Here is a 5348-nt window from a genome sequence, read left to right on the forward strand (position 1 = left end):
AGCTTGCCCAGGGTGTCGCCGGACCATTGGTTGTCGGCGTCGGTGAACACCAGGATGTCGTTGCGCGCCAGTTCCACCGCGGCGTTCAGGGCCCCGGCCTTGCCCACCCGGGGCAGGTCCAGGACCAGGATTCGCGAGTCGCGTACCGTCAGGGCGGTGGCCACGGTGTCGTCGCTGGAGCCGTCGCTGGCGAGGATGATCTGCAGGTCCGTGGCCGGGTAGTCCTGTTGCAGCAAGGTGCGCAGCTTGTGCTCGATGTGCGGGCCTTCGTTGTGGGCGGCGATGATCACGCTCACCGACAGCGGCTCGCCCGGTTGCAGCGGGCGCGGGCGCACGAACAGGCTGAGCAGGGCCAGCAGCAAGGGATAACCGATCCAGGCATAGAAGGGCAGTAACAGGCACAGCCAGAAAATTGTTTTAGCCACGGTCAGGTCTCACGACAGAACGGTTGAACAGACCCTGAACCAGGGCCACGGCGCCCAGGTGCAGGCGCACCCCGTGCAGCAGCCAGAGTTGCAGGACAAACAGCGGATCGCGCTGGCGCAAGCCCTGGCGCAGGGCCAGGACCAGAGGCGCCAGGGAGCCCAGCAGCAGGCACAGTGCAGCGCTGCCCGGCTGGCCCAGCAGCAGGCCGAACAGCGCCAGCAGGCTCAGCAAGGCGCAGGCCAGGCACAGCAGGGGAAAGCGCAACAGGCGCAGGTTGAGGCCGCCACGCTTGAGCAACTGCAGATGGCTGCCCTGGCGCCAGCGCTCCTTGCCGGCCCATTCACCCCAACTGCCTTCGAAGCCCCAATGCAGCACTTGGGGCTCAGACAGACTCAACTGGCGGGCGCCGGCAGCGTGCAGACGCAGACCGAAGTCCTTGTCTTCGCCGGTGCGCAGGTGCTCGTCGAAGCCGCCGACCCGCTCGAACCAGACCCGTTTCAGGCACAGGTTGGGGGTCGGCATCCAGTGCAGCAGGCGCGCCTGCCGACCGCCGGCGAGGCTGCGGCGCTGCCAGGCCCGGGCGTACCAGGGCGCGCAGTCCGGGGCGGCACAGTCCAGGGCAAAGACCTCGGCGCGGTTGTCCGTCAGAGCCTGTTGCCAGAGTTGCAACCAGTTGCCGGGCACCTCGATGTCGGCGTCGAGAAACGCCAGGCAATCGCCGGTGGCCACCGCAGCGCCGCGATTGCGCAAGGCACCGATGCCCAGGCCCGGGCACAGCAACACCCGCGCCCCCAGCTCTCGGGCCCGTTGTGGTCCCTGGTCGGTGGAGCCGTTGTCCACCACGATCAACTCGTAGTCGATGGCTGCAACCCGGGCGGCGAGGATCACGCTGTCCAGGGTGCGGGTGATGTGACGCGCCTCGTTGTACATGGGCACGATCACGCTGATCCTTTGCATCTTTGCCTCCCTTGGCCAGATTTGCATTTATGGGCTGGGCGCCGGCGTTGCTTCGGCCTCGAGCCGCAGCACGCTGGACAGGGCCAGGAAGATCCACAGGTACTTGTGGTTCGGCGCGCTGAGAAACAGCAGGAACACCGCCATGGCCAACAGGCTCAGGCCCAGGTGGGTGGCGATATCCGCCTGTTCTCGGGCGCCCCGGGCGAGGAACGCCTGGCGCGCGCGCTCGAAGTTGCGCAGCCCCATCAGCATCAGCACCACGAAGCTCAGGCCACCGGGAATGCCCAGTTCGCTGAACAGTTCCAGGTAGGTGTTGTGGGCCCGGCGGAACAGGTCGGGCTCGTTCATGTTTTCCGAAAAGCTGCTGGCGAAGCCGGTCTGTGCGTAATGAATCGGGAAGGTGCCCAAGCCCGAGCCCAGCAGCGGGTTCTCGCGGATCATCTGGCCGCCCACCACCAGGTAGGAGGTGCGTCGGCCCAGGGAGGTGTCCGCCGAATGCGCGCCGGACTTGAGCATGCTCAGGGACTGAATCCGCGCCACGTAATCCGCCGGCAGCACGGCGATGCCCAGGGGCACGACGATCGCCACGGCAAACATGGCGAACCCCAGGTGCTTGGGCCGCAGGCCCTTGAGCCGGTCGCGGTAGTGCCAGGCGCCGATGACCAGGGTGAACAGCACCACCAACAGGCCGGAGCGCGAGTCGGTCTTGGTCATCCCGGCCATCAGGGTCAGGCTGATGCCGACCCAGAACAGCCGCACCGGCCAGTAGGGCGAGCGCAGGGCGAGAAGGATCGCCGGCGGCACTGCCATGGCGATCAGCAGGGCGAAGTAGTTGGCGTCCTGCAGCAGGCCGATGGCCCGGCCGCCGACCTGATACTTGGCGGAGATCAGCGCGATCACACAGGTGATGGCCACGCTGACCGCCAGCAGGCGGCAGAGCATCAGCAGGTTGGTTTCCCGGGCGATCAGCAAGGTGACGAAGAACAGCACCAGGCCCACCGCCAGTTCCCGCAGGCTGTCCAGGGACACCAGCAGATTCTCGCTGTACATCAGGCTCAGCAGCAGGCACAGCAGGAACGGCCCCAGGGCCCGCCACAGGTTGCTGCGCAGGCGGGTATCGGGGATGTGCCGCAACAGCAGCTTGAACAGCATGATCAGGATCAGCGAGGCCCCCAGCAGCTTGGCCCCGGAGAACGCGCTGTCCTTGAACAGGCCCTCGAAGGGCACCAGGGCGCAGATGCCCAGCAGGCCCCAGCCCGGGCGGCGATAGAGCAGGGCCAGGCCCACCAGCCCGACCACCACCAGCGGTGCCAGAAACGGCCAGGGGCTGGCGAGCAGCAGCAGGCTGGCAAGACCCAGGAGGAGGCCGAGAACAGGGGCGGCGATCATACCGGGGTGCTCTCCCTGGCCAGGCGATACAGCTCATCCCAGCTTCGGGCCAGGGTGGGCAGGTGATAGTGCTTGCGCTGGGTGACGCGGGCGGCCTGGGCCAGTTCCTCGGCCAGTGCCGGGTCATCCAGCAATTGGCCGATGCGCAGCTCCAGATCGACGCTGTCCAGGGGCTTGGCCAGCAAGCCGTTCTGCCGGTGTTGCAGGACATCGGGAATGCCCCCCACGGCAAAAGCCACCACCGGGGTGCCGGCCTGCATGGCTTCGAGCAGGATCATCGGCGTGCCTTCGGTGCGCGAACTGAGCACCAGTACATTGAGGCGCTTGAGCCAGGGCTGCATGTCTTGCTGGTAACCCGGCAACAGAATGCGCAGCGATAGCCCGGCGGCGTCGATGCGTTGGCGCAGGGCCTGGTTCTGTTCGCCGTCACCGAGCAACACCGCCTTGAGTGCAGGGCGCTGCCGGCACAGGCTGATCAGTGCGTCGAGAAACAGGTCCGGACCCTTTTCCGCGCTCAGGCGTCCGACGAAGCCCACCATCGGCTCCATCTCGTCGCGGCGCACTTCGGCCTCGCGCAGCGGCGGCCCGTCCTGGTTCATCGGCAGTACCTGTCTGGGCTCCGGCAGGCCGTTGGGAATGACCCGCAGCTTGTCCTCGGCAACACCGGCCTGCAGGTGCAACTGGGCAATGCTCTGGGCCACGCAGGCCACCCGGCGCACCTGAGGGCTGCGGCACAGGCGCAGGCTGATCCCGGTGTAGAGCTTCTGTTTCAGGCTGCGCGGCGTGAAGCCGTGCTGGGTCACCACCAGGGGCAGTTGCAGACGCCGGGCACAGACCCAGGCAAACACCTGGGCCTTGAAGTTGTGGGCGTTGAGCAGGCCGGGCTGCTGCCGCAGATGGGCCAGCAGCGCTTTCAGGCAGTGGCAGTTGTGGCTCGGCACGCCGGCCTCGATGAACCGCTGCAGCAAGGCTTGCGGGGCATTGATGAACACCACCCGGTGCTGCCCCGGGGTGACCCGGCAATGATCCAGCAGCATGCGCTCGGCGCCATAGAAGCCGCCGCTGTGGATCAGGTGCACGATAGGCCGCGCGGCCAGGCTCAGGTCGTTCACTGTTTGGCCCAATACCAGGCCCAACGCCAGGTCCAGCGTGGATAGGGGTTGACCTGCTGCTCTTCAACCGCGTTGAGCACCATCAGCACCGGCAGGCCGAGGTGATCGCTGACCTGGGCCGGGTGCTTGAAGCGGTGATCGAAGAACTCGTAGACATAACCCAGGGCAATCGCCAGCAGCAGGCCGGTGAGCAGGCCCAGGGGAATGATCAGCATCGGCTTGGGAAAGGCCGCTTCGCTGGGTTCGTAAGGCTGGCTGAGCACCCGGGCGTTGGACAGCTCGCCACTGATCAGGCGCTCGCCGCGGCTTTCTTCGTAACGCTGGGTGTAGGTGAAGAAGGCTTTGTGCAAGGCATCGATTTCGGTGTCCAGTTGGCGCAGCTTGCTCAGCACTTCCTGCAGGTCGCGCACGCGAGCCTTGTAGTCGTTGATCCGCGCGGTTTTCTGCGCGATCACCGACTGGGTGATCTGCAGGTCGCTGTTGCGCTCGCGAACACGGTTTTCCACCACCTTGAGGAACTGCGCCCGGGCCCGCACGATCTGCTCGCGCTGCTGCTGCATCGGCACGCTGTCGCTGCGGTAGGTGTCGGCGGTGGTGCCGTACTGGCTCACCAGATTGGTCAGTTGTTCACCCAGTTGCTTGATCTCGCGATCTTCGTAGGCAACGTTGTCCACGGTGTTGGCGAAGGCGAAGGGGAAGGTGTAGTCGGTGATGCCGGCCTTGCGTGCGGCGCTCAGGTTCTTCTGCAGGTAATCCAGGCGACGCTGGTTCTCCAGGGCCTGATCGCGGTAACCGTTGAGGGACTGTTCCTCGGTGTTGATGGCGTTCAGGCGGAAGGTGATTTCTTCCTTGGGGTCGGAGGCATGAGCGGCTTCCAGCAGCGCCTGACGCTTGCCTTCCAGGTCATCCAGGCGCGACTGGTACTGGGCCTTCTTCTGTTCGTAGAAGGCTTCGGGCAGTTCGTTGGATTGCAGGTCCTGGCGGTTCTTCAGGTAGTTGGCCAGCAGGCGCTCGACGAAGCGCGTGCCTTCGGCGGCATTGGGGCTGGCGTAGACGATGGAGATCACGTTGGAGCCGGGCAGGGTGCCGATCTTCAGGTCCTTGACCGCCTGATCGGTGAAGGCATCCAGGCTGGTGTCGCGCACCGGGTCCACGGCCAGGCCGAAGAAGCCGCGCACCGGGTTGATCACATGATTGCGCAGCGGATCGATCAGGCCGTTGCGGATCGGCTTGAAGATCAGTTTGCTCAACAGGCCTTCGCTGCCACCGAACTGGCCTTCACGGCGCAGCTGGTCGATGGTGTCGCGGATCAGGGTCGGCGAGCGCAGGATATTGCTCTCGGTCTCCATGTCCGCCAGGGATGGCGGGATGAACTTGTCGCTGTCCGGGGTGAGCACGGTATTGGCATCGGTCTGGGACAGTTTCTTGGACTGCACAATCACCTCGGCGGTGATCTCGAAGCTC

Annotated in this window: 5 protein-coding genes; all 5 read right to left on the reverse strand. The window is 65.7% G+C overall.

The features are described from left to right. The coding region (locus tag BLX41_RS02430; protein WP_123723629.1) for a glycosyltransferase at positions 1–425 on the reverse strand (425 nt) is incomplete at its 3' end. Further along, on the reverse strand, positions 418–1383 hold the full coding sequence (locus BLX41_RS02435; RefSeq protein WP_123723630.1) for a glycosyltransferase family 2 protein: 966 nt from the start codon (positions 1381–1383) through the stop codon (positions 418–420). The genes BLX41_RS02435 and BLX41_RS02430, both read right to left, overlap by 8 nt. Before the next feature lie 27 nt (positions 1384–1410). After that, positions 1411–2772: an O-antigen ligase family protein gene (locus BLX41_RS02440; protein WP_123723631.1), complete on the reverse strand. Its 1362-nt coding sequence runs from the start codon at positions 2770–2772 to the stop codon at positions 1411–1413. Next, entirely contained in the window at positions 2769–3896 is a 1128-nt protein-coding gene (locus tag BLX41_RS02445; RefSeq protein ID WP_123723635.1) for a glycosyltransferase family 4 protein, read from the reverse strand. Before BLX41_RS02445 ends, BLX41_RS02440 begins: the two co-directional genes overlap by 4 nt. After that, positions 3881–5348: GumC family protein (locus tag BLX41_RS02450; RefSeq protein WP_259744343.1), on the reverse strand; the 1468-nt coding region annotated here is incomplete at its 5' end. The genes BLX41_RS02450 and BLX41_RS02445, both read right to left, overlap by 16 nt.

Source organism: Pseudomonas protegens (assembly GCF_003732485.1).
Lineage (GTDB): Bacteria > Pseudomonadota > Gammaproteobacteria > Pseudomonadales > Pseudomonadaceae > Aquipseudomonas > Aquipseudomonas protegens_B.

Excerpts from the sequence above, each read along its gene's own strand:
- BLX41_RS02435 (WP_123723630.1), bottom strand. The coding sequence starts at position 1,383 with ATGCAAAGGATCAGCGTGATCGTGCCCATGTACAACGAGGCGCGTCAC.
- BLX41_RS02440 (WP_123723631.1), bottom strand. The coding sequence starts at position 2,772 with ATGATCGCCGCCCCTGTTCTCGGCCTCCTCCTGGGTCTTGCCAGCCTG.